A 21,257-nucleotide genomic window follows, 5' to 3' on the forward strand; every position below is an offset into this window, starting at 1 on the left:
CAGATCATCCCGAAATCTCTGAATTCAGGCATGCGAATCCCATTTCGAGCGTGCTGACGCAGCGGACCGTCTTGCGTGGCGTTTGCGGAAAGCTAAAGTCGGCGCCGGATTTTCTGTAAGCCCATCCGGGCGCTTTCAATTTTCGGAGTGTGTCATGACCAAGTCGAAACTGCTGCTGGCCGGCCTGCTTGCCCTTATGCTTGCGCCCGTTGCCGCCTTCGCGCAGGCGCTGCCCGACCTCGGCGGCAAAAAGGTGGTGGTGGTGACCGAAAACGCCTATCCGCCGCTGCAGTTCATCGACCCCAAGACCGGAAAACAGATCGGCTGGGAATATGACGCGATGAACGAAATCGCCAAGCGGCTGAATTTCAAGGTCGAGTACCAGAACACCTCCTGGGACGCGATGATCCAGGCGGTTTCCGACAACCAGTACAACATCGGCATGACCGGCATCACCATCAAGGACGACCGCAAGGAGAAGGTCGATTTCTCCGACCCCTACATGCGCTCGGAACAGTTCATGCTGGTTCGCGGCGACGAAAGCCGCTTCACCGACGCCAAGACCTTCGGTGCCTTCAAGGACGGGCTGATCGGCGCGCAGCCGGGCACCACGCCCTTCTACACAGCCGTCTACAGCGTGCTCGACGGCAACGAGCAGAACCCCCGCATCAAACTGTTCGAGACCTTCGGCGCCACGGTGCAGGCGCTGAAGTCAGGCGACGTCGATGTCGTTTTGACCGACGGCACCGCCGGCAAGGGCTATGTCGATGCCTCCGAAGGCAAGCTGAAGCTGATCGGCGGCCCGCTCGGCACCGAGGACTTCGGCTTCATCTTCCCGAAGGGATCCGACCTGGTGAAGCCGGTCAACGCCGCGATCGCGGCACTGAAGGCGGACGGCACCCTGGATACGCTGAACAAGAAGTGGTTCCTTGACTACAAGATGGGTCAGTAGTCCCATTTGTCGACGACAGTGGCTGTGCAGAACCTCGCGCCTAGTTTGCGCCTGAGCGCCCCCCTGTGTCCTGCCGGGTCCGGCAAGCCAGAGGGAGGCGCCTTGGCGCAGCCCTTCCGGGATTTCCGCACCCACGGCATCTTCTGATGTCCGCTGGACCGACTTCCACCAAAACTGAGTTCCCCTGGTGGCTCGCCGTCGCTGCCGTCCTGGCTTTGGCCGCGGCCTTGTTCATCGCCGCCAGCGATCTCTATGCCCAGGTCTTCGCCACCGTTGCCAAGGGCATCGGCATCACCGTCTTCGTCACCGTGGTGGCGTTCGCGCTGGCGTCGATCATTGGTCTCGGCATCGCGCTGATGGGGCTGTCCGGCTCGCCCTGGCTGCGCCAGGTCGCCCGCTTCTATGTAGAGATCATCCGCGGCGTGCCGATCCTGGTGCTGTTGTTCTGGATCGCGTTTGCCGGCGCGCCAGCCCTGGTCGCGGCATGGAACACGCTGACCGCGCCGCTGCAGGGCGCGGGCTATCTCGGCGAATTGCTGGTGCGCGACGTGTCGCTGTTGTGGCGCGCCATCATGGCGCTGACCATCGGCTACTCCGCCTTCATCTCCGAGGTGTTTCGCGCCGGCATCCAGTCAGTCGAGAAAGGCCAGATCGAGGCGGCCAAGGCGCTTGGGCTGAGCCGCTCGCAACGCTTCCGGCTGATCGTCTTTCCGCAGGCGATCCGCACCATATTGCCGCCGCTCGGCAATGATTTCGTCGCTTTGGTCAAGGATTCCTCGCTGGTCTCGGTGCTCGGCGTCGCCGACATCACCCAGATGGGCAAGGTCTATGCCGCCGGCTCGTTCCGCTTCTTCGAGACCTATTCGATCGTGGCCTATATCTATCTCATCCTGACCGTCGGCCTGTCGCTGGCGCTGCGGGCGCTGGAACGGCGGCTGCGGAACCAGCATGAGGAATAGTTTTCCGGCGAAGACGGCGCTACGATCCCCGGCATATCTCGTTGAGGAGGTCTCATGATCGTCGACAAGGCCAATGCGGCGCTCGATTCCGTCTACGGAGCCGACACGCCGGAAACGCTGGCGCAGGCCTATGCCGCATGGGCCGCGACCTATGACAGCGAAACAGCTTCGCTCGGTTATTTGCTGCCGTTCCTGATCACCGCCTGGGTGGCGCGCCATGTACCGGCGGGCGAGGGGCCGCTGCTCGATGCCGGCTGCGGAACCGGCCTGTCGGGACCGTCGCTGAAAGCGCTGGGCTATGGCGACATTGCCGGCCTCGACCTGTCGGACGACATGCTGAAGATCGCCGGCAGCCGCAACGCCTATAGCGAGCTGAAGCAGGCGATGCTCGGCGGACCGCTTCCCTGGGCGGACGGGCATTTCCGCGCCTTCTTCTCGACAGGCGTCTTCACTATCAGCCACGCGCCGGCCTCAAGCCTGCACGAACTGGTGCGCATCACGCAGAAGGGCGGCCACGCCATCTTCACCGTGCGCGACCAGGTGTTTGAAAGCGGCGGCTTTCAGGCGGTGTTCGACGAACTGACGCGGACGAGGAAATGGCGACCGGTCGAACAAAGCTCATGGTTCCGCTGCTACGCCATCGCCGAACCGGACGCGCTGGTGAAGACGTTTGTGTTCGAGGTGATGTGAGCGCTGCCTTCTTCTTCCCTTCTGATACAAGGAGGAGTCGCGCAAGCCGCAATTGCCGAAAAGCCAAAACATTGCTATCTACCCCGCCATGGAAGAGCTTTTTGGCGATCCGGCCTACAAAGGGTTCGTGCTGCAGGACAGGAAACGCCTGCCGTCGCGCTTTTCCGCGCGCGTCAGCGGCGCTTTGACCAGCCGACTTAGCTAGGCCGACCTGTCCAGGGCGTTGCGCCGGACCAAGGCTTGCCGGCACCTGCTCTTTCCCATTCTCATATCGACGGATTTACGCACATGAGCGCACCGCGCACCCTCTACGACAAGATTTTCGACGACCACGTTGTCGACCGCCAGGACGACGGCACCTGCCTGCTCTATATCGACCGCCACCTCGTCCATGAAGTGACCAGCCCGCAGGCCTTCGAAGGCCTGCGCATGAGCGGCCGGAAAGTCCGTCATCCGGAGAAGACGCTGGCCGTGGTCGATCACAATGTTTCGACCTCGCCCGAGCGCAAGTTCGGCATCAAGAACGAGGAGAGCCGCATCCAGGTCGAGGCGCTGGCCAAGAACGCCAAGGATTTCGGCGTCGAATACTATTCCGAGAACGATATCCGCCAGGGCATCGTCCACATCATCGGCCCCGAGCAGGGCTTCACCTTGCCCGGCATGACCATCGTCTGCGGTGATAGCCACACCTCGACGCATGGCGCCTTCGGCGCGCTGGCGCACGGCATCGGCACGTCCGAGGTCGAGCATGTGCTGGCGACGCAGACGCTGATCCAGCGCAAGGCCAAGAACATGCTGGTGCGCGTCGACGGCCAGTTGCCGGAAGGCGTCACCGCCAAGGACATCATCCTCGCCATCATCGGCGAGATCGGCACGGCCGGCGGCACCGGCTACGTCATCGAATATGCCGGCGAGGCGATCCGCTCGCTGTCGATGGAAGGCCGCATGACGATCTGCAACATGTCGATCGAGGGCGGCGCCCGCGCCGGCCTGATCGCCGCCGACGAAACCACCTTCGCCTATGTCAAGGACAAGCCGCGCGCGCCCAAGGGCGCGGCCTGGGATGCGGCGCTCGCCTACTGGAAGACGCTGCAGTCCGACGAAGGGGCGCATTTCGACAAGGTGATCGTGCTCGACGCGGCGAAACTGCCGCCGATCGTCTCCTGGGGCTCCTCGCCCGAGGATGTCGTCTCCGTGCAAGGCATCGTGCCGAACCCGGACGACATATCAGACGAGAACAAGCGCACTTCCAAGCAGCGCGCGCTCGACTATATGGGCCTGACGCCGGGAACGAAGATCACCGACATCACGCTCGACCGCGTCTTCATCGGCTCCTGCACCAATGGCCGCATCGAGGATCTGCGCGCCGTGGCCAAGGTGGTCGAAGGCAAGACGGTCAGTGCGCATGTCGATGCGATGATCGTGCCGGGCTCGGGCCTGGTCAAGGAACAGGCGGAAGCCGAGGGCCTCGACAAGATCTTCCGCGCCGCGGGTTTCGACTGGCGCGAGCCGGGCTGCTCGATGTGCCTGGCCATGAACGACGACCGGCTGAAGCCGCATGAACGTTGCGCGTCGACCTCGAACCGCAATTTCGAGGGACGGCAAGGCTTCAAGGGCCGCACCCATCTGGTGTCGCCGGCGATGGCGGCGGCGGCGGCGATCGCCGGCCACTTCGTCGACATCCGCGACTGGAAATAAACGTCCCGTCCACACGTTTTGGTGACTTGCCAGACCCCGGATCGCCTTGCGGTTCCGGGGTCTTTTTCATTCGTGCGGGCCGCATATTTGCCCGCGCTTAACTGCTTGTTTGCGCTTGCGGTCTAAAGTCTTCCCCGACGTCAGTGAGGGGAAGTCATCGTCCTTTGGACACCGGTCTGTATATAGCGCTGCTCAATCCAACGATCGCGCTGGCACTCGGCGCGGCCTTCCTCGTGCTATGGACCTATCAGCGCCACCGCCCCTATCTGGCCGTGCTGGGGTTCAGCTACTGTGTTTCGGCCCTGGGATTTCTACTGCAGTATTTCACCTTGCCTATCGGCATGTCGCTGACCAAGCTGGTCTCCAACATCTGCTTCACCTTCGCCGGCTGCTGCCTGTCGGGCGCCATCGTCGCCCGCTATGGCCGCAAGGTGCCTTTTGTCGGGATCGGCGTGCTGGCTGGCGGGGGCCTGGCGTCGTTCTGCTGGTTCCTGTTCGTCGCGCCGGATCTCACCTGGCGCGTTCTGGCAATGAATTTCGGCTTTGGCGGGATCAGCCTCCTGGTTGCCGCCGAGTTGCGGCCGGTACGCAACAACGGCCCGACCGAGAAAATCCTGTTCGTGCTGTCGCTGCTGTCGGGCCTGAATTTCTTCGTGCGCACTTTGATCGTCGTTATCGCGCATGGGCCATTCACCAGCTATGACGGGTTCTACGGCTCGTCCTACTGGACGACGGCGCTGCTGTCGCATGCTCTGCTGTCGTTGCTGATCGCGCTTTGCCTGTTCACCGCCGCCGCGCTCGACGTGATGAAGGCGTTGAAGGCCGAGACCTATACCGATCCGCTATCGGGCCTGCTCAACCGGCGCGGCTTCGAGGAGCGGGCGGAGTTCCTGTTGCAGCGTTGCGCGGCAGCGAAGTTTCCTGTGGCGCTGGTGCTGGCCGACCTCGACCATTTCAAGGCGCTCAACGATGTGCATGGGCACGCCGCGGGCGACCGGGTGATCGCCGATTTCGCCGCCAAGCTGCGCACGGCGGCCGGCGCGCGCGGGGCTGCCGGACGCATTGGCGGCGAGGAGTTCGCGGTCGTCCTGCCTCTTACCGATCTCGCCGCCGCACGGCTGTTCGCCGAGGCGGTGCGCACGCTCTACTCGGCCGGCGGTGTCGACGGGCTTCCCCCCGGCACCAAGGTCACCGCCAGTTTCGGCGTGGCGGCCCGCAGTGGCGAGGAGGCCTTGCAGCCCTTGATGCGCCGTGCGGACGAGGCGCTTTACAAAGCCAAGAAAAATGGCCGCGACAGCGTGCGCCTCTCCTACGAACGGCCGGAAACACTGTTCGTGCCGGAGCCGTCCTGGACCGGCTGAGGCGTGTATCCAAACTCACGTTAACGTCTTTTTCGCCCGTCGATGTTTAGCTCGGGCGTAGGGCGTGGAAAGAGATGAGCGGAGCCAACTTCATCCTGTTGATCAACCTGTCGGTTGCCGGCCTGCTGGCGGCATCCTTCCTGGCGGTCGCGTTCCATGATGTCGGTCGCGCACCGGCGCGCTGGTTTGCGTCAGGCTATGTCCTGGGCATGGCCTATTCGGCGATCGAATTCAGCATTCCCGCCTTCACCGATGCCCGGATCCCGGTGGTTACCGCCTTCGCGGTCTTTCTAGTCGCCACCATGGCCTTCAATGCCGGACTGGCCCGCAAATACGGCGTCGCGCCGCCATGGCCGCCGATGCTGCTCTTTCTGGTCGCCGCCACCATCACCGTCTATTTCGTACAGGACCTGCCGCGCCAGTCACTGGCCCGCATGATGGCCTACCAGCTTCCCTATGCCATCATGCAATTCGTCGGATTGGCCATTGTCTGGTCGTCCAGGCAAAAGCGTGGCCGGCTCGATCGCATCTTGATGGCGGTGCTGGCCGCCAGCGGCGTGCAATTCGCCTCCAAGCCGTTCATCGCGCATGCGCTCGGCGGCTGGGGCGCCAATCCGCAAGCCTATCTGCAGAGCAACTACGCGCTGGTGTCGCAATCGCTCGGCACTGTCTTTGCCCTGGCCGTGGCGTTGCTGGTGCTGGCGATCCTGGTGCGTGAGGTGTTGGCCGAAGTGACCTCGAAGTCGGAGATCGATACACTCTCGGGACTGCTCAATCGCGGTGCCTTCACGCGCGAGGTCGAGCAGGCCGTGCATGGCGCCTTGCGGCAAGGCGCGCCGGTCACGCTGGTCATCGCCGATCTCGATCATTTCAAAAGCATCAACGACAATTTCGGCCACGCCTCCGGCGACCGGGTGATCGAGACCTTTGCCGGTTTCCTGCGAGGGGCCGCCACCGGGCATGTCGCGGGCCGTATCGGCGGCGAGGAATTCGCCATCATTCTGCCGGGAACCAATCTGGCGGCCGCCCGGCTGTTCGCGGAAGGCACGCGCAGCGCCTTCGGCGCGTTGCCCATCGATGGACTGCCGGCTGACAATCGCTGCACCGCGAGCTTCGGGGTTGCCGAACTTCATCCCAGTGAAACCAGTGCCGATCTCATGCGGCGCGCGGACGAGGCGCTTTATCTGGCGAAGAATGCCGGGCGCGACTGCGTGCGTATCTCAGCCGGGCCGGGAGGCGAATGGCCGTCCAACGCGATCGCCGTCAACTTCAGATCAGGATGACGTTTGGTTGAATCGTCATCCTGATCTAACGCTTTGTTTTTTGAGCAATTCCTAAGGGGAAGCGCCGTGCGCTTCTCCCGGGAAAACCGTTACACACTTTTCCTGGAATTGCTCTAGCGGCAGGGGCTGAGTTCGGGCATTTCGCCATCGGACAGCCCGTACATGTAGCTGCGGCCTTTGACGAAGACCGGCGGCCGGTAGCAATCGCTGTAGCCCGAGACCTCGTCGGCCTCGTTCTGGTAGATCACCTTGGGCTGGCCGGCGCTGGTGTAGTCGGACAGTTGCTTGGCCAACTTGCCTTCGCCGACGATGATACGCTTGTAGCCGGCGGCACTGTCGATGACGAGATTGCCGAAGGAATCGGCGTAGACGCGATCCTGATGGCGCCCGTCGGCCAGCGCCGGGGCGGCGAACCCCGTGGCCAGTGCGGTCAGTGCCAGCGCCGCCAGGCGCGAATTGCTCGATTTGGAACGCATGGCGTCCTCCAGGTTAGAGGTCTGACGGGATGCATCTCGTCGACTGAAACCGCTGGCGCGGCTCCGGGCGGCATGCACGCCTCCTCGAATCAGAAATTAACCTTTTCTTAACCTTTGTTAAGAGGCTGGCCCGCCAGCGCGGCGATGTCTCGTCAAACATGGTTAATTTCCGATTGGGGGAAAACCCCGTTGGCCATCATTCGGCCATGCTTGGCCGCACCATCGCGGCCGGCATCGAACGGATCCAAGGGTAACGCCGCAGCAATCTTGATCTTGGCGCGTCATCGTGGCTAGTTGCCGTGGGGGAGGACAGCATATGGCGCTACGCCGGACGGCTTTTGTGTCCGTTTTTCCGTTGCTCGTTACCGTTGTTGCCTGCGTGCCGCAGGATGGCACGCCGAAGGTGGCCAACACCGCCCCGTCGGCGCCGGCTCAGCAGTCCATCGCAGCCGCGGCGGCGCCCCCGGCACCGGCGACCAACAAGATCATCACAGATCTCACCGCGCCGCGATCGGCCGTGGGAACGGCAACTTATGGATGCGGCAACGGGCGCGCGATCACCATTCAGAATCTCGGCTCGTCGTTGCGGGTGATCGAGCCGGATGGCGCGACCGAAGAGTTTGTGGCATCGCCCGCCAACCAGTCCAGCCGCTATCAGGAGGCAGCCACGCATAACGCAATCGTGATCGACGGGCGTGAGGCGCTGGTGATGAAGAGGGGCTCGACGCCGCGCACCTGCAAGCGATAGCGCGAAACCCGCCACAACCGGGCTGTGGACCAGGCATGCTGCACTGCAGCGATATCGAGCCGGCTTTGGGTCCTCCACCCCTAATCGATTGAAGGCCCGCCCCGCCTTTTAGTCAGACTAAATTACGTTTTCGAAACGGTTTTCTGGCTTTGACGCGGTGCAAAAAGAGCATTAGAAACCGGCTGTCCGAAGTCGCAACCGGAAGCGGCGATGCCGCATTTCCACCCGCGGCGCCAGAGACGCCGAACCTGGGGGAGCCATGAGCAAATCACCAGCCACCCGCGAATTCGCCAGACGTGAACGGCCGCTCTCGCCGCACCTGACGATCTACCGGCCGCCGATCACCATGACGATGTCGATCATCCATCGCATCACCGGCGGAGCGCTCTATTTCGGCACGCTGCTGGTCGCGGTCTGGCTGATGGCGGCGGCAAGCTCGCAAGGCGCTTTCGATTGGGTCAACTGGGCTTTCGGCGCCTGGCTCGGCCGGCTCATCCTGTTCGGTTACACCTGGGCATTGATGCACCACATGCTGGGTGGCGTGCGCCACCTGGTCTGGGATACGGGCGCCGGCCTCGAAAAGCACACAGCCTCGAAGATCGCCTGGGCGACGCTGGCCGGCTCGATCCTGCTCACACTGCTGATCTGGATCGCCGGCTATATGGCGCGGGGACACTGATCATGAGCGGCAGGAACAACACCGACATGCGCACGCCGCTGGCGAAGGTCCGCGGTCTCGGCTCGGCTCGCGAGGGGACGCAGCATTTCTGGCGCCAGCGGCTGACGGCGCTCGCCAACATTCCGCTGACGCTGTTCTTCGTCGGTTTGCTGATCGCGCTCAACGGCGCTGGTTATACCGAGGTTCGGGCAGCGCTTGCCAATCCGTTCGTGGCGCTGGTGATGACCCTGGTGCTGGTCTCGGGGCTCTACCATATGCGGCTCGGCATGCAGGTGATCATCGAGGACTACGTGCACGGCGAAGGCATGAAGCTGGCGCTCATCGCGCTCAACACATTTTTCACGGTAGCGGTCGGCGTCGCCTCGATCTTCGCCCTGCTCAAGCTGGCATTCGGAGGCTGAGTTGGCCAAGGACGCGAAATCAGCCAACACGGCAGGCTATACTTTTGTCGACCACAAGTTCGACGTCGTCGTCGTCGGCGCCGGCGGCGCCGGCCTGCGCGCCACGCTAGGCATGGCCGAACAGGGCCTGCGCACCGCCTGCATCACCAAGGTGTTCCCGACCCGCTCGCACACGGTGGCGGCGCAAGGCGGCATCGCCGCCTCGCTGTCCAATATGGGCCCGGATTCCTGGCAGTGGCATATGTACGATACCGTCAAGGGCTCGGACTGGCTGGGCGATGTCGACGCCATGGAGTATCTGGTGCGCGAGGCGCCGGCCGCGGTCTACGAACTCGAGCATTACGGCGTGCCGTTCTCGCGCACCGAAGAGGGCAAGATCTACCAGCGGCCGTTCGGCGGCCACATGATGAACTATGGCGACGGCCCGCCGGTGCAGCGCACCTGCGCCGCCGCCGACCGCACCGGCCACGCCATCCTGCACACGCTCTATGGCCAGTCGCTGAAGAACAACGCGCAGTTCTTCATCGAGTATTTCGCGCTCGACCTGATCATGGAGCCGGACGGCGCCTGCACCGGCGTCGTCGCCTGGAATCTCGACGACGGCACCATTCACCGCTTCTCGGCCAAGATGGTGGTGCTGGCGACGGGCGGCTATGGCCGCGCCTATTTCTCGGCGACGTCCGCGCACACCTGCACCGGCGACGGCGGCGGCATGGCGGCCAGAGCCGGGTTTCCGCTGCAGGACATGGAATTCGTGCAGTTCCACCCGACCGGCATCTACGGCGCCGGCTGCCTGATCACCGAGGGCGCGCGCGGCGAGGGCGGCTATCTGGTCAATTCCGAAGGTGAGCGCTTCATGGAGCGCTACGCGCCGTCGGCCAAGGACCTTGCCTCGCGCGACGTCGTTTCGCGCTGCATGACGCTGGAGATTCGCGAAGGCCGTGGCGTCGGCAAGAAGAGGGACCACATCTTCCTGCATCTCGACCACCTCGACCCGGCGGTGCTGCATGAGCGGCTGCCCGGCATTTCGGAATCGGCCAAGATCTTCGCCGGCGTCGACCTGACCAAGGAGCCGATCCCGGTGCTGCCGACGGTGCATTACAATATGGGCGGCGTACCGACCAATTACTGGGGCGAGGTGCTGAACCCGACGGCGGAAAACCCGGACAAGGTGTCGCCCGGCCTGATGGCGGTCGGCGAGGCTGGCTGCGCCTCGGTGCACGGCGCCAACCGACTTGGCTCGAACTCGCTGATCGACCTGGTGGTGTTCGGCCGCGCGGCGGCGATCCGCGCCGGCCAGGTCATCGATCGCAAGGCGCCGATCCCTTCGCCCAACGAGGCCTCGGTCGAAAAGATCATGGACCGCTTCGACCGGCTGCGCCACGCCAATGGCTCGACGCCGACGGCCAGCTTGCGCGAAAAGATGCAGAAGGCGATGCAGGAAGACGCCGCCGTGTTCCGCACCCAGGAATCACTTGAGAACGGCTGCAAGCGCATTTCGGAACTCTGGGGCGAACTCAAGGATCTAAAAGTCTCCGACCGCTCGATGATCTGGAATTCCGACCTGGTCGAAACCCTGGAGCTGGAAAACCTGATGGCCAACGCCATCACCACGGTCTATGGCGCCGAGGCTCGCAAGGAGAGTCGGGGGGCCCATGCGCGCGAGGATTTTTCGGCGCGCGACGACACCAACTGGCGCAAGCACACGCTGGCGCGGCTGAGCGAAGACGGCAAGGTGACGCTCTCTTACCGGCCCGTGCACACCGAGCCACTGCTGGCCGAAAAGGACGGCGGCATCAGTCTCGCCAAGATCGCGCCGAAGGCCAGGGTGTACTGACGATGGCCATGGCGGCGACGGGATATTCCGGCACGCCCCTTCCGGCCAAGCTTGGCCTGAAGGATGGCATGGTCGCCGCCTTCATCGCGCTGCCGGCGGAGCTCGACGACCTGGCGGAGGCCGTGGCCTTTGCCGAGGTCGACCGGCTGGCCGATTGGTCCGGCATTTCGGGCAGCCGTCAAAAATACGATGCCGTCCACGCCTTCACCAGGCAGCGCGCCGAGATCGAGGATCGCCTCGGCGATGTCGAGGCGGCGATCAAGCGAGACGGCATGGTCTGGGTGTCCTGGCCGAAGAAGGCCTCGAAAGTGCCGACCGATGTCACCGAAGGCGTCGTGCGCGCGCAAGCGCTCAAGCGCGACCTTGTCGACGTCAAGGTCGCCGGCATCAATGAAATCTGGTCCGGGCTGAAGCTCGTCATCCGAAAGGACCTGAGGTAATGGTCGAACTGACGCTCCCCAAGAACTCGAAGATCCAGCAGGGCAAGACCTGGCCGAAGCCGGAAGGCGCCACCAATTTGCGCGAATACCGCATCTACCGCTGGTCGCCGGACGATGACGAGAACCCGCGCATCGACACCTATTTCGTCGACATGGACGATTGCGGGCCGATGGTGCTCGACGCGCTGCTCTGGATCAAGAACAAGATCGACCCGACGCTGGCCTTGCGCCGCTCATGTCGTGAAGGCATTTGCGGCTCCTGCGCCATGAACATCGACGGCTCCAATACGCTGGCCTGCACCAAGGGCTGCGACGACATTTCGGGCGCTGTCAAAGTCTATCCGCTGCCGCATATGCAGGTGGTCAAGGACCTGGTGCCCGACCTCACCAATTTCTATGCCCAGCACGCCTCGATCCAGCCCTGGCTGCAGACGGTCTCGCCGACGCCGGCCAAGGAATGGTTGCAGAGCCATGAAGACCGCGAAAAGCTCGACGGGCTCTATGAGTGCATATTGTGCGCCTGCTGCTCGACCTCGTGTCCAAGCTACTGGTGGAACGGCGACCGCTATCTAGGCCCGGCGACGCTGCTGCAGGCCTATCGCTGGCTGATCGACAGCCGCGACGAGGCCAAGGGCGAGCGGCTCGACAATCTCGAAGATCCGTTCCGGCTCTATCGCTGCCACACGATCATGAACTGCGCGCAGACCTGCCCCAAGGGCCTCAACCCGGCCAAGGCGATTGCCGAGATCAAGAAGATGATGGTGGAGCGGCGGGTCTAGGCCTGCCGCTTAACATTCTCAGGCCGAGATCCTTCGCGCCCCTCTCTGTCCTGCCGGACATCTCCCCCACAAGGAGGAGATTTGGCTGTCATTGCGGCTTTCGCCAGTCGCCAAGGTGAAGCATGAGGCGCTGTCGCCTTGCCTGGTCTGCTCTGATTGGGGTGGGGCGTCGACCGCTCGTGAATTGCCGGCGCGCCGAGCCCTAACCGCTGTTTCAAACATGCCATTCGCCCCGGCTGAGGTTTTTTCGACGATCCTATATTAGCAGTACTGCAAGTAATTGATTGCCTGATGCACGAGATCGTGCAGCATTTCTTTAGTATAGCTTTAAGTGATTCTCGATATCCACTTTCGAGTTTGTCGCTTGAGAGCAAAGTTATGCGCTGCGTCATCATAAATCGTTACACAGTATCCGGGCTATTGATCAGCTCCACAACAGTGGGGTCGCTGACCTGGCTTGTTTCACTGATCCATTTGCAGGAAAAGAGGTTTGTTGCCGCTCTCGGCCTGGGCATTTTGATCGCGCTTCTCTTGCTTGACGGCTTCCGGGACAAGAAGGCGGATGGGCGGGAAAGCGGGCGGTTCAGGCTCTATTTCTCGCTCTTCCCCGGCCTTTTATTCCTCGTCTATGTCTATCTCGAAAATGTCTTCGGCTATTTTGACTGGGGTGCGATGTTCATGCATGTCGATGCGGGCATCCTGACGCCCGCTGTCGTCTTTGAGTATCTGCTACATACCGGAGGCACGATACTGGTCATTGTGGTCGTCCTCGTCGGACTTGGCGCGTTGAAGGCGCGCGGCACGCTGACCAGAGGATTGGATGTCGCCTTGATGACGTTCTTCCTGGCGGCTAACCCGATGCTCACGCGTCCGATCTCCGCAGCGATGTATCCCAACCCGTTGCATGATTTTCTATCCACACGGTTCGTCGACATCACTGCGTTAACAAGACCGGAGGCCGTGGCGGGCGCGCCAAAGAACCTCGTTCACATCTTCATCGAGAGCGCCGAGCGCACTTACATGGACAAGGCGGAGTTCGGCGACGTCATGGATCCGCTGCTCGAATTCGACAAGGGCGGCCTTTCGGCGACGAACATGGTGCAACTTGCCTACACCAACAACTCCATGGCCGGGATGGTGGCGGCGAACTGCGGAACGCCGTTGCTGATGACTTATTTCACAACGCGCCAATATCTGGAGGAGAATTCGCAATTCCTGCCAGGCCTGACATGCCTGGGCGACGTTCTAAAGGCACGAGGCTATCGGCAGAACTTCATTTCGGGTTGGCCGCTCGGCTTTACCGGTCAGGGTTCATTCTATGCGTCGCATGGCTACTCGTCGATTATGGGGGGAGCCGAGGTGGAGGCCGCCGTCGGCGGGCCTGGCAGCACATTCGGCGCCGACGACGCCCAGGTACTGGATATGAGCCTCGACGTTTTGAGGCGCGCGCAGCAAGACGGCAGACCGTTCTCGCTGACGATCGCCGTCAGCGGCGGTCATGCGATTGATGGCTACCTGACCGACAAATGCATCGGCAAGACGGGACTTCCCCGACAGACCCCCAACATCCTCCATGCCGTGAAATGCACGAACATGCTCATCGCGGACTTCATCCACGAAGCCGAGGCCGAAGGTCTGATGGCAAACACAGTTCTGGCGTTGCAAAGCGACCACCTTAGCGCGCCGAGCACTGTGACGGATCGTCTGAACAAGTACGACCGACGCAACTTTTTCTCCCTGTCGGGGGACGGCATTTCCTCAGAGGCGTATACCGGGATCTCGGGGACGATTGACATATTTCCCACTATCCTTGACGCGCTGGGCGTGCCGCTGGCGAACGATCAGGCTGCCTTCGGGGTCTCGCTACTCGGGGATCGCCCGACGCTGGCGGAAGTGTTTGGACAAGCCCGGTTCGACGAGGCGATCTATGCCGAAGATGTGCTCGTCAGATCGTTCTGGAAGCTGAAACCGTCACGGACGGACGTGGCGGCCAAAGTCGAGTTGGATTAGATGCCAGCGTGTGACCCATTGCATAGGTTGGATGCCAGATCGCGCCTTGAAATCCGTGACCTGATCGAGCAGAAAAGCCAGACACCGGAATGGGCTCTGGTCTAGTCCGGACCGCAATCGCTCGCTACCTCGAACCGCGCTATGATCACCATGCAATGAATCTTGCCGCGGCGGTCAGGGATGAGGCCGGCCGGGCGGGGAAACATGCCCTTGCAACCGCGTTTTACCGCCGGGAGGCTGAACAACTTTCATGAGCGACGACCTTCCTATCCTTAGTCCCGTCGAAGCGCGCGTGCTCGGTTGCCTGATCGAGAAGAAGGAGCTGACGCCGGATGTCTATCCGCTGACGCTCAACGCAGCACTTGCCGCCGCCAACCAGAAGACGGCGCGCGAGCCGGTGATGGCGCTGGAACAGACCGAGGTGCACCGGGGGCTGAAGCTGCTTGAGCAGAAGGGGCTGGTGCGGCAGATGTTCGGGTCGCGTGTCGAGCGCTACGAGCATCAGATGGCACAGCGCTTTTCGCTTACCACGCCGCAGACCGCCCTCATCGGCCTGCTCCTGTTGCGCGGGCCGCAGACGGCCCATGAATTGCTGGCGCGAAGCGAGCGCATGGCGCGGTTTTCGTCGATCGAGGATTTACGCGCTGAACTCAACATGCTGATCGGCCGCCGGCCGCCGCTGATCCAGGAAATTGCGCGAGGACCAGGCCAGCGCGAGGACCGCTACGTGCATCTGTTGAGCGGGCCAGTGGATGTTGCGGCACTAGCGGTTCAACGGAGCGCGACATCGATGCCTTCCTTCGATCTTGAAGCGCGCGTGCAGGCGCTGGAAGAAGAGGTTGCCGCGCTACGGGCGAAGATCGAAGCGCTGGGCGGCTAGCTCACTAGAGACATTGGCGGGACAGCGCCCCCCTCTGTCCTGCCGGACATCTCCCCCACAAGGGGGGAGATTGGATGTCACGCCGGCTTTCGCCAATTTTCAACGTCGCAGAAGAGGCCGGACGGCGAAGCTGCCGATCTCCCCCCTCGTGGGGGAGATGCCCGGCAGGGCAGAGGTGGGCGCGACGGAACGCGGCTTGTCAATAAACCACCGTTCACCCCAGCTTCGCGTCGAGTGAAACGTCGATGGCGCCGAGCGCTTTCGACACCGGGCATTCGGCCTTGGCTTTCTCGGCCAATTCCTTGAACTTTGCCGCGTCGATGCCCGGCACCTTGCCGACCAGCGTTATGGCGCTGCCGGTGATGCCGGTGCCTGGAACCAGCGTCACCACGGCCTTGGCGTCGAGTTCGGCGGCGGGCGTGCCGTTCTCGGCCAGGAAGTGCGACAGTTGCATGGCGTAGCAGCCAGCATGCGCGGCCGCGATCAGCTCTTCCGGATTGGTGCCGGATTTGCCGCTTTCATCCTCGAAGCGCGCCTTGAACGAATAGGGCGTGCCTTTCAGGGTGCCGCTCTGGCTGTCGAGCGTGCCCTTGCCTTCTTTCAGATTGCCTTTCCAGACGGCGTTTGCTGTGCGGTCCATGAAGTCCTCCTTGGCCTCGATTGCGCCGGCCCGGCGCCAGCGTTCCTCCCAACTATAGCGCGGGCGCGAGGGAAGGCCATCGCGCCATGGCCGCGAAACGGGGACATCGGCATCAGCGGCAAAATTTCTTCCAAATAAAGCGCGCGCAAAAATGTCGGCTTCCATCGGGGCCGGTCGTCCTGAGGGCGGCCACGGGATCGTGGTCGGATGGAGGTTCGCATGGACAATCTGTTTTTCGCGCTGTGGAAGAGCTCAGGCGACCGGCCTCAGCGACAGGAAGACTTCTGGCTGGACCCGCCGGCGCCGGTCTTTGGCAGGCTGATGGCGGCGGTCGCCATCATCGGAGTCGCGGCATGCCTTCTCGACCATGCGGCGGGGGTCGAAGGCAGGGCTGACACGCTCGCCACCGCATCCTATGGTCCGTCACAACAAGGGAGCTGGAAATGAAGTACGTGTGCCTGGTCTATGGCGAGGAAAAGGACCTTTACGCGCTCACCGCCGAGAGAGGGGCCAAGCTCGACGCCGATTCGCTGGCCTATGACAGGGCGTTGGATCAGCAAGGCAAGCTGATCGCCGCCGAGGCGCTGCAGTCGGTGAAGACGGCCAAGACGGTGCGCCGGCGCCAGGGCAAGCGGCTGATCATCGATGGTCCGTTCGCCGAGACCAAGGAGCAGTTGCTCGGTTTCGTCATGGTCGAAGCCGGCAATCTCGAGGAAGCGCTGGACATCGCCGCCGGCATTCCGCTGGCCGAACTCGGCACGATCGAGGTGCGGGCGATCTACGACATACCGGGGTCGTAGATGACGGGTCGAGGCCGAAGCGGCCGATCCGGCTGTGTCCGGCGGACAGAGGTGGCGTGAAAGAACGCGCCGGCTGTCCGCGGCTTTCGCGGCCTCTGTCACGGAATGGATCCCTTGGGCTGCGGAGCAACTCCGGGGGTCTCCGCGACGTCGCTTCGCTCCTGCTTCGCCCGAGGATGACGAAGGCGTGGTGGCAACTCTTGCGTGTTGAAGCGAACCACGAGTTCTCCTATCGTCGCGCAAGACTTGGGGGATATCGGCATGCCTTTCCTGATTGCTGTCCTTGGCGTGCTCGGAGCGGCGGCGTTTTGGTGGTACCGGATGAAGGCCATGAACGACGCCGCGCGCGAGGTCGCCGATGTCGTCGGGCGCGTGCAAGGCAACATCCGTCGCAAGAAGCTGCGCAATCAGGCCGCGCTGTCGCCGCTGACGGCGATCGACGATCCGGTGGTGGCCGCCGCGACGTTGATCACCGCCATTGTTTCGGAACAAGGTCCTGTGCTGCCAAAGCGCGAAGCCGTCATCCGCGAGGTGATTTCGCAGATCGCCGACGGTCCCAAGAAGACCGACGAGGCGGTTGTCTACGCCAAATGGGCCGCCTCGCAGATCGACGACACCACCATTGTCATCGACAAGCTGGCGCCGTTCCTGCGCGAACGCCTCGATCCGCATGAAAGGGAGGATCTGCTGCGGATGCTGAACCGGGTGGCCCAGGGCGGCGAGCAGAGCATCAGGATCGCTGATCAGCGGGTTCTGAGGTTGAGGCAGAAGCTGGGTTTCGAGGTGAATTGAGATCGCCGGCCTTGGCGATTGGCGCGAAACGCCCATCACTTCGTCATCCTATGGCCGGGCAAGGAGCGAAGCGACGGCGCAGACCCCTGGAGCTGCTCCGCAGCCCAAGGGATCCATGCCGGGACTCGGAAGCGCCGCCACGGTGCAGAATTCTGCGCGCACCCTCCGACCAAGGTCCCGGCATGGCAACTGTGTTCATGCGAAAGCTTTTTTGTCTCGAATGATGGCGTTGAGGACGACGAGGAGCTTCCTTGCGACGGCGATGATGGCGAGCTTCTTCGAGCCTGAGCGGACTGCGATGGCGGTATAGAAAGCTCTGAAGCGCTCACAAGCTCGGATGGCGCCGAGCGCAGCCATGTAGAGAGCACGGCGCACACGCGATCGGCCACCCTGGATCTGGCTCCTGCGGTTGAGCTTGCCGCTCTTGTTGTCGAAGGGGGCAAGGCCGGCGAGTGCGGCGATCGACTTGGGTGAGCGCAGGCCGAGCTCGGGCAGGTGCGCCAGCAGGGAGAACGCGGTGACCTTGGAGACACCGGGCACGGAAACCATCAGCGCATTGTCGCGGGCAGTATCCTCGGATTGACGAATGGCTTCGGCGATCCGGCTCTCGAGCGCCTTGATGCGTGTGTTGAAGTCAGTGATCATCTCTTCGAACCCGGCGATGACGATCTCATCAAAAGCCTCACTGAGCTGCTTCTTCAAGTTTGCCCTGGTATCGACCAGCTGATCGCGGTAGCGGCAAGCGATTGAAGATGTTCGTCTTCCTCACGCGGCGCCGGCTCGGCTTCAGGGTGATAGCGGCGGCCATAGCCGCTCAGCATCCTGGCGTCGAGAGGATCGGTCTTGGCGCGTCGCGCCGTCGACTTCGCATAATTGTGGGTGTGTGTCGGGTTGTGCCGCGAGAACGCCACACCTGCCTTGGCCAGGGCATGGCGCAGCAGCCGGTCATGGACGCCTGTCGCTTCCATGACCACAAAATCCTGGCCGGGGTGAAGGCCTGCCACATGAGCAGCTATCGCATCGGCCTGGTTGTCGATGCGCTGGCACCGACCGCTTGTCTCATCAAAAAAATCGAGCCACTGCTTGGAGATGTCGCAGCCGACATAGTTCTGAATTATCATGTCCACGCCTCTTCCTGTGGTGCGGGGTCTGCAGCTAACAGCCCCGTGCAACTGTTCAGGTTGATGGGTTCACCGGTGGGAAGGGACCGAGCCATGCCGCGGCCTGTCCTCAAAAAGACGACCAGGATCCTCTCGGTCTCCTTCCCACTTCAATCATAGCATGGGAACAACACACAGGATCCTAGGGTCTCCGCGACGGAGCTTCGCTCCTGCTGCGCCCGTGGATGACGAGGTCGTGTGTCGCTGCGAGACGGTCAGATCGCCTCACCCTTCAACAGCCGCGGCGTGGCGGCGGAAAGCCCCGATGCCTGGCGGATGAAAAATTCCTTCAGGCGCGGCATGCGCTCGACGAGGCCGAGGCCGATGTCGCGCACGGTGCGCAATGGGGTGATGTCGTTGGAAAACAGCCGGTTCAGCACATCGGTCGTGATGCCCATCTGCACCGTGTCGAAACGGCGCCATTGCTGATAGCGCTCGAGCACGTCGAGCGCGCCGATGTCCTGGCCGAGCCGATCGGCCTCGACGATCACCTCGGCAAGGGCCGCCACATCCTTGAAGCCGAGATTGAGGCCCTGGCCGGCAATCGGATGAATACCGTGGGCGGCGTCGCCTGCAAGGGCGACGCGCGGCGCGACGAAGGCGCGCGCGATGGTCAGGCCAAGCGGCCAGGCGCGCGGTTTGTCGGCGACGCGGATTTCGCCAAGCTTCAGGCCAAAACGCCGTTCGAGTTCATGCTCGAAGACGAGGTCGTCGCCCTCCACCAGCGCCTTGGCGTCTTCCGTGCGTTCGGCCCAGACGATCGACGAGCGGTTGGTGCCGTCCGCGTCCGGCTTGAGCGGCAAGATGGCGAAGGGGCCCGCTGGCAAAAAGTGTTCTTCGGCGCGGCCATTGTGCGGACGCTCGTGCGCCACGGTGCAGACAATGCCCGACTGGTCGTATTCCCACTTTACCGTCTTGATGCCGGCCATGTCGCGCAGCTTCGAATTGACGCCGTCGGCGGCGACCAGCAGCCGAGCCGTCAGCGCGGCGCCGTCGGCCAGATGCACTGATATGCCGGCACCATTGGTCTCGAAGCCCTGCACCGCCACGCCTTCGATGATGTCGATGCCGAGCTTTTCGGCTCTGGCCCGCAAAGCACCGTTCAAGGACTTGTTGGCGACCATATGAGCGAAGGGCTCGCCCGGCGCGACTTCACCGCCGAAGGTCAGGAACACCGGGCGCACCGGGTCGGCGCTGCGCGAATCGGTGATGATCATCTCGGTGATCGCCTGGGCCTGCGGCGCAATCTCGGCCCAGATGTCGAGCTGGTCGAGCATGCGGCATGCGGCGGCGGCAATGGCCGAGGCGCGGCCGTCCCGTTGCCAGGCGCCGGCGGGCGCGGCATCGACAAGCGCCACGGCCAAATGGGGCCGCGCCTGCTTCAGCGAGACGGCGGTGGCCAGCCCGACATAGCCGGCGCCGGCGACCAGGACATCGAGCCCGGATCTGGTCTTGCCGTCCGTCTTGCGTTCCATTGTCCTGGCTCCTTCTCTCGGCGACCCTGAGGCGCGCCGACCGGCGCTTGCGCCCTTGACGGCTCGTTCTTCCTGTCGGAAACCGCCATAGCAATTTTGCGGCGAGGTCACAAAACATGACGGCGGCGATCAACGAGCTCCTGCGCATTCTCGACCTCGAGAAGCTGGAACACAATCTGTATCGTGGTCGCAGCCCGCAGGTGGAGTGGCAGCGCGTATTCGGCGGCCAGACGATCGCCCAGGCGCTGGTGGCGGCGCAACGTACGGTGGAGCCGGACCGCTTCGTGCATTCGCTGCACGGCTATTTCATGCGGCCGGGCGACATCAAGGTGCCGATCATCTACGAGGTGGACCGCATCCGCGACGGCGGCTCCTTCACCACCCGGCGCGTGCTGGCGATCCAGCATGGTCAGGCGATCTTTTCGCTGGAGGCCTCGTTCCAGGTCGACGAGAAGGGGCTCGAGCACCAGTTCGCACTGCCCGACGACGTGCCGCCGCCGGAAGGGTTGAAGACGCAACGGCAGCTGCTCGAAACGGCTGAGCGTGTGCCGGAAGCGGTGCGCCGCTTCTGGGCGCGCGAGCGGCCGCTGGAGCTCAGGCCGGTCAATCTTCAGCACTATGAAAGCCGTGACAAACTGCCGCCACGGCAGAATGTCTGGATCCGCCTTGCCGGGCCGGTTCCCGACGACCGCGCGCTGCATTCGGTGCTGCTCGCCTATCTCTCCGACATGACGCTGCTCGACACCTCGACCTTCGCGCATGGGCGTGGCCTGTTCGATCCCGACATCCAGGCGGCGAGCCTCGACCATTCGATGTGGTTCCACCGGCCGCATTCGCTCGAAGGCTGGCTGCTCTATGCGCAGGACAGCCCGTCGAGCTCCGGGTCACGCGGTTTCAGCCGCGGTACGCTTTATGCCCGTGACGGCACGCTGATCGCCTCGATGGCCCAGGAAGGCTTGATCCGGCTCAAGCGTTGAGCATTGCGAGTCTTGTTTGAGCAGGATCACTGGACAAACGAAAACGTTTGTCCGGGAAAACCCGGCTGGCCCTTTCGGGACTACACACAAGGCCGGCAAATTAGGCATTTTTAAAAAACTGCATAATTTTTGAGCAGATGGCGTGCGGCATGCATTGGCGCCTGCTGGCTACAGTCGCTTCATTCCCTTTGTTTACAACAGGTTAACGTGCTGCTTCGGC

Annotated in this window: 23 protein-coding genes; 18 read left to right on the top strand and 5 right to left on the bottom strand. The window is 63.0% G+C overall.

Translation table 11 applies throughout. The features are described from left to right. The first annotated feature begins 154 nt into the window (after positions 1-154). From EB233_RS05140 to EB233_RS05165, 6 genes are all read left to right on the top strand, one after another. Positions 155-952 (top strand): transporter substrate-binding domain-containing protein, encoded by a 798-nt coding sequence (locus tag EB233_RS05140; RefSeq protein WP_064991034.1) that lies wholly within the window; start codon positions 155-157, stop codon positions 950-952. A 146-nt stretch (positions 953-1,098) separates the two neighbouring features. After that, positions 1,099-1,911 (top strand): amino acid ABC transporter permease, encoded by an 813-nt coding sequence (locus EB233_RS05145; RefSeq protein WP_064991035.1) that lies wholly within the window; start codon positions 1,099-1,101, stop codon positions 1,909-1,911. Positions 1,912-1,965: 54 nt separating this feature from the next. Continuing rightward, entirely contained in the window at positions 1,966-2,601 is a 636-nt protein-coding gene (locus tag EB233_RS05150) for a class I SAM-dependent DNA methyltransferase (RefSeq protein ID WP_064991036.1), read from the top strand. Between the two features lie 288 nt (positions 2,602-2,889). Beyond that, positions 2,890-4,299 carry a 3-isopropylmalate dehydratase large subunit gene (gene leuC / locus EB233_RS05155; RefSeq protein ID WP_027053213.1) on the top strand — a complete coding sequence of 470 codons (1,410 nt, stop codon included), beginning with the start codon at positions 2,890-2,892 and terminating at the stop codon, positions 4,297-4,299. Positions 4,300-4,463: 164 nt separating this feature from the next. Further along, on the top strand, positions 4,464-5,660 hold the full coding sequence (locus EB233_RS05160) for a diguanylate cyclase (protein WP_064991037.1): 1,197 nt from the start codon (positions 4,464-4,466) through the stop codon (positions 5,658-5,660). Between the two features lie 74 nt (positions 5,661-5,734). After that, positions 5,735-6,943 carry a GGDEF domain-containing protein gene (locus EB233_RS05165; RefSeq protein ID WP_064991038.1) on the top strand — a complete coding sequence of 403 codons (1,209 nt, stop codon included), beginning with the start codon at positions 5,735-5,737 and terminating at the stop codon, positions 6,941-6,943. A 113-nt stretch (positions 6,944-7,056) separates the two neighbouring features. Here EB233_RS05165 and EB233_RS05170 read toward each other — a convergent pair whose 3' ends face one another. Next, a complete protein-coding gene (locus EB233_RS05170; protein WP_027053210.1) occupies positions 7,057-7,419 on the bottom strand; it encodes a hypothetical protein in 363 nt (120 codons plus the stop codon). A 316-nt stretch (positions 7,420-7,735) separates the two neighbouring features. On the opposite strand from EB233_RS05170, the gene EB233_RS05175 reads away from it, so the two are divergent. From EB233_RS05175 to EB233_RS05210, 8 genes are all read left to right on the top strand, one after another. Further along, the gene (locus EB233_RS05175) at positions 7,736-8,167 is read left to right on the top strand and encodes a hypothetical protein (RefSeq protein ID WP_064991039.1); all 432 of its coding nucleotides are present in this window, start codon (positions 7,736-7,738) and stop codon (positions 8,165-8,167) included. Positions 8,168-8,426: 259 nt separating this feature from the next. After that, the gene (gene sdhC / locus EB233_RS05180) at positions 8,427-8,846 is read left to right on the top strand and encodes a succinate dehydrogenase, cytochrome b556 subunit (RefSeq protein WP_064991040.1); all 420 of its coding nucleotides are present in this window, start codon (positions 8,427-8,429) and stop codon (positions 8,844-8,846) included. A gap of 2 nt (positions 8,847-8,848) precedes the next feature. Beyond that, positions 8,849-9,247 (top strand): succinate dehydrogenase, hydrophobic membrane anchor protein, encoded by a 399-nt coding sequence (gene sdhD, locus EB233_RS05185; protein WP_064991041.1) that lies wholly within the window; start codon positions 8,849-8,851, stop codon positions 9,245-9,247. A 1-nt stretch (position 9,248) separates the two neighbouring features. Then, positions 9,249-11,084, top strand: a complete 1,836-nt coding sequence (sdhA, locus tag EB233_RS05190) for a succinate dehydrogenase flavoprotein subunit (protein ID WP_064991042.1) — start codon at positions 9,249-9,251, stop codon at positions 11,082-11,084. A gap of 2 nt (positions 11,085-11,086) precedes the next feature. Further along, positions 11,087-11,524, top strand: a complete 438-nt coding sequence (locus EB233_RS05195; RefSeq protein ID WP_064991043.1) for a DUF3052 family protein — start codon at positions 11,087-11,089, stop codon at positions 11,522-11,524. After that, on the top strand, positions 11,524-12,303 hold the full coding sequence (locus tag EB233_RS05200) for a succinate dehydrogenase iron-sulfur subunit (RefSeq protein WP_027053204.1): 780 nt from the start codon (positions 11,524-11,526) through the stop codon (positions 12,301-12,303). Before EB233_RS05195 ends, EB233_RS05200 begins: the two co-directional genes overlap by 1 nt. Before the next feature lie 291 nt (positions 12,304-12,594). After that, the gene (locus EB233_RS05205; RefSeq protein ID WP_244277754.1) at positions 12,595-14,313 is read left to right on the top strand and encodes a sulfatase-like hydrolase/transferase; all 1,719 of its coding nucleotides are present in this window, start codon (positions 12,595-12,597) and stop codon (positions 14,311-14,313) included. Positions 14,314-14,563: 250 nt separating this feature from the next. Beyond that, complete coding sequence (locus EB233_RS05210) at positions 14,564-15,193, top strand: YceH family protein (protein WP_064991045.1); 630 nt, start codon at positions 14,564-14,566, stop codon at positions 15,191-15,193. A 214-nt stretch (positions 15,194-15,407) separates the two neighbouring features. On the opposite strand, the gene EB233_RS05215 is transcribed toward EB233_RS05210, so the two are convergent. Then, positions 15,408-15,833, bottom strand: a complete 426-nt coding sequence (locus EB233_RS05215; RefSeq protein ID WP_064991240.1) for an OsmC family protein — start codon at positions 15,831-15,833, stop codon at positions 15,408-15,410. 219 nt (positions 15,834-16,052) lie between these two features. Here EB233_RS05215 and EB233_RS05220 point away from each other — a divergent pair, with 219 nt between their 5' ends. From EB233_RS05220 to EB233_RS05230, 3 genes are all read left to right on the top strand, one after another. After that, positions 16,053-16,280 carry a hypothetical protein gene (locus EB233_RS05220; RefSeq protein WP_064991241.1) on the top strand — a complete coding sequence of 76 codons (228 nt, stop codon included), beginning with the start codon at positions 16,053-16,055 and terminating at the stop codon, positions 16,278-16,280. Next, entirely contained in the window at positions 16,277-16,633 is a 357-nt protein-coding gene (locus EB233_RS05225) for a YciI family protein (RefSeq protein WP_064991046.1), read from the top strand. The genes EB233_RS05220 and EB233_RS05225 overlap by 4 nt, the downstream gene beginning before the upstream one ends. 261 nt (positions 16,634-16,894) lie before the next feature. Then, positions 16,895-17,425 (top strand): hypothetical protein, encoded by a 531-nt coding sequence (locus EB233_RS05230; protein WP_064991047.1) that lies wholly within the window; start codon positions 16,895-16,897, stop codon positions 17,423-17,425. 195 nt (positions 17,426-17,620) lie between these two features. On the opposite strand, the gene EB233_RS05235 is transcribed toward EB233_RS05230, so the two are convergent. The 3 genes from EB233_RS05235 to EB233_RS05245 all read right to left on the bottom strand — a co-directional run bounded on the left by EB233_RS05235 (position 17,621) and on the right by EB233_RS05245 (position 20,060). Further along, the gene (locus EB233_RS05235; protein WP_081294230.1) at positions 17,621-18,127 is read right to left on the bottom strand and encodes a transposase; all 507 of its coding nucleotides are present in this window, start codon (positions 18,125-18,127) and stop codon (positions 17,621-17,623) included. Then, positions 18,124-18,546 carry an IS110 family transposase gene (locus EB233_RS05240; protein WP_244277765.1) on the bottom strand — a complete coding sequence of 141 codons (423 nt, stop codon included), beginning with the start codon at positions 18,544-18,546 and terminating at the stop codon, positions 18,124-18,126. Before EB233_RS05240 ends, EB233_RS05235 begins: the two co-directional genes overlap by 4 nt. A 254-nt stretch (positions 18,547-18,800) precedes the next feature. Beyond that, positions 18,801-20,060: a ubiquinone biosynthesis hydroxylase gene (locus EB233_RS05245; RefSeq protein WP_064991048.1), complete on the bottom strand. Its 1,260-nt coding sequence runs from the start codon at positions 20,058-20,060 to the stop codon at positions 18,801-18,803. 116 nt (positions 20,061-20,176) lie between these two features. On the opposite strand from EB233_RS05245, the gene tesB reads away from it, so the two are divergent. Then, entirely contained in the window at positions 20,177-21,037 is an 861-nt protein-coding gene (gene tesB, locus EB233_RS05250; RefSeq protein ID WP_064991049.1) for an acyl-CoA thioesterase II, read from the top strand. Positions 21,038-21,257 lie beyond the last annotated feature (220 nt).

Source organism: Mesorhizobium erdmanii (assembly GCF_013170725.1).
Lineage (GTDB): Bacteria > Pseudomonadota > Alphaproteobacteria > Rhizobiales > Rhizobiaceae > Mesorhizobium > Mesorhizobium erdmanii.